The sequence below is a fragment of the Belnapia arida genome, assembly GCF_016773205.1.
GTDB lineage: Bacteria > Pseudomonadota > Alphaproteobacteria > Acetobacterales > Acetobacteraceae > Belnapia > Belnapia arida.
Window position 1 is genome coordinate 1 of record NZ_JAETWB010000122.1, and the last position, 2,521, is coordinate 2,521.

A 2,521-nucleotide genomic window follows, 5' to 3' on the forward strand; every position below is an offset into this window, starting at 1 on the left:
AAACGGTCGAATTCAGGAATCCCGAATAGGTCTCCGAGTTCACGCGGACGGGTCGCGACAAATCTCTCTTGAATCCTTATCCTGATACCGCTGTCCCACTTGTGCGGGCGGTGACGGGTTTCGGGAGAACTGGATGCACTATGGCTACGCCCGCGTGAGTGACGCGTCCCAAAACCATGACCTGCAACTGGACGCCCTGCGCGCCGCCGGTTGCGAGCGCATCTTTGTCGAGACGGCGAGCGGCACCCGGTCGGATCGGGCCGAACTAGCCAAGCTGCTGGAACAAGCCCGCGCCGGGGACTCCATCGTCTGCTGGCGCCTTGACCGCATCGGCCGCTCCCTGCGGCACCTGATTGAGATCGCAGAACAGCTTCAGCATCGTGGCATCGCTCTGCGCAGCTTGACCGAGAGCATCGATACCTCGACGCCGAGCGGCAGGTTTCTGTTTAATATCCTTGGGGCGCTCGGGCAGATGGAGCGCGAGATCATTGTCGAGAGAACCCGTGCCGGCCTGATTGCTGCAACAGCCCGCGGCCGTCGTGGCGGACGCCCTCCAGCGTTAGATGAGGCCAAGGTTCGTGCGGCCAGAGCCATGCTGACCAGTGGGACGATGACGGCAGCCGAGGTGGCGCGGCAGCTTGGGTGCGCGCCCTCGACGCTCTATCGTCATTTGCCGGGCGGTCGATCGTCGAATGTCGCTGCCGGCTAGGCCAGAGGCTACCGGCGTAGGTTCCTGCCCGAGGCCACCACCTTTTTGCGCTCTGCACGCCGCGCAGCCAGGACATCCTTCGGGATGCCCGGATTGGGCGGCACGACCGCCGAAGTCGGCTGAGAGCCGCGAGCTAACCGTCGCTCGATCTCGGCCTCAATCGCATCCGGCGTAGCATTGGGGAACTGCTCGTTCAGGCGCACCCGGAGGTCGGTGACTAATGCCTCCGGCGTGCTGCGCTGCGCCTCGCGGGCATCATCGTGCTGCATGCGGTGGAGCTTTTTGCGGATACGTTGTTCGATGGTTGGGTGCGTCATCTGGATAGTATACCAAACCCACTCGGCGATCCGCATCCTTCATCAACCGGCGACAGCAGCCTGATCGTCCCCTCGGCCACGGTGTCAGCGGCGGTCAGCAGAGCGGCGTCAGCGCTGTGGATGTAGCGTCGGGTGATGGTGTGGCCACGATGCCCGAGCAGCGACCCGATCGTGGAGTCAGCCAGACCGAGATCGGCGGCGAGGCTGGCATAGGAATGGCGCAGGACATGAGGAGTGATGTCCTCCGGCAGCCCGGCCATTCGGTGGACAATCCTCACCCAGACCCGGCGAAACCCGGCCATCGGCATGTCGCCGCCCGGCGCCGGAAACACCATCTCCCCATCGCGCGGCATCTCCCGCAGCACCACACAGGCCGCCTCGGCGATGGGGCGCATAGAACTGCCGGTCTTGGTGTCAGCCAGATTGGCAGTTCGCCGTGCCAGATCAACCTCCGACCACCGAAGCCCCAGCACCTCACCGCGGCGCCATCCGGTGGCCAGCATGAACCGGATTGCCGCAACGCCGGGTGCCCAGATCGCATGATCCGCGGCAACGGTCAGCGCAGCGCCAAGGGCAGCGTACTCATCATCACGCAGTCGCCGTTCACGTCGGCCATCGGCTGGCCGCACGACACCTTGCACTGGATTGTCGGTCCGCAAGTTCTGCCGGATGGCATAGGTCATCATCGCGCCGAGCAAGCCGATCGTCCTGCCGGCGGCGCCTTTGCCGCCCCGAACGTTGGATAGGGCGTGGCGCTTATCCAGCTTGATCCGCTTGCTGGTGCCGCCCTCGGCGATCCGGTTCATCAGCCGCTCCACATCGTCGCGGGTAATGGCGGTGACGGGCAGAGCACCCAGCACCGGCCGGATATGAGCCTCAATGCGGCTACGGTCGGTGATGATGGTCGAGGGCCTTTTGGCTCTGCGGCTCCGGGTCAGCAGTCGTCCGGCCTCGGCGTCGGCGAGGTACCGGTCGCACAGATCGCCTATAGTGATCGAGGTGGTAGTCCGCATGGCTTGGCGGGCTGAAAGAGGATCATCACCCCGAGCTACATCGCCGAGCAGGCGAATTGCCTCGGTGCGGGCATCATCCGGTGTCCAGGGGCTCCCATGGCGGCCAATGGTGTAGAGGCGCTGACGACCCTGCCGGGTCCTATAGATAATGACGTAGCTGATCTTGGGGCCGGTCTGTCGCCGGGCCGCAAAGCCCGTTACAACGGAGTCCCATATGATCTGCCCTGGCTGGAGCGACCTCACCTCCCGCAACCCGATCCGCCGCTTGATTGCGCCACCGTCGTCCATCTCATGGGGTGTCGCTCAAGCTTGGGATTTTCGCGAGGCCGAATCAGTCAGCGGATAGTCAACAATCTGGGCGCCATCAGCATGGCCAAGCCGCGGATAAGCCCTTGTTTGCTAAAGGTTACCTTGTGCCCGAAACCGAAGAGTGCCTTCACACGGCAAGGGTCACAGGTTCAATCCCTGTCGCACCCACCATC

At 64.0% G+C, this 2,521-nt stretch carries 3 protein-coding genes; 1 reads left to right on the top strand and 2 read right to left on the bottom strand.

All coding sequences use genetic code 11. The features are described 5' to 3' along the window. Positions 1-133 precede the first annotated feature (133 nt). Positions 134-709, top strand: a complete 576-nt coding sequence (locus JMJ56_RS32910) for a recombinase family protein (protein WP_202836087.1) — start codon at positions 134-136, stop codon at positions 707-709. Between the two features lie 8 nt (positions 710-717). On the opposite strand, the gene JMJ56_RS32915 is transcribed toward JMJ56_RS32910, so the two are convergent. Next, on the bottom strand, positions 718-1,062 hold the full coding sequence (locus JMJ56_RS32915) for a hypothetical protein (protein WP_202836088.1): 345 nt from the start codon (positions 1,060-1,062) through the stop codon (positions 718-720). Continuing rightward, entirely contained in the window at positions 1,023-2,327 is a 1,305-nt protein-coding gene (locus tag JMJ56_RS32920; protein WP_202836089.1) for a tyrosine-type recombinase/integrase, read from the bottom strand. Before JMJ56_RS32920 ends, JMJ56_RS32915 begins: the two co-directional genes overlap by 40 nt. Positions 2,328-2,521: the final 194 nt, after the last annotated feature.

Coding starts and splice junctions, on each gene's coding strand:
- JMJ56_RS32910 (WP_202836087.1), top strand. CDS start 134: ATGCACTATGGCTACGCCCGCGTGAGTGACGCGTCCCAAAACCATGAC.
- JMJ56_RS32915 (WP_202836088.1), bottom strand. CDS start 1,062: ATGCGGATCGCCGAGTGGGTTTGGTATACTATCCAGATGACGCACCCA.
- JMJ56_RS32920 (WP_202836089.1), bottom strand. CDS start 2,327: ATGGACGACGGTGGCGCAATCAAGCGGCGGATCGGGTTGCGGGAGGTG.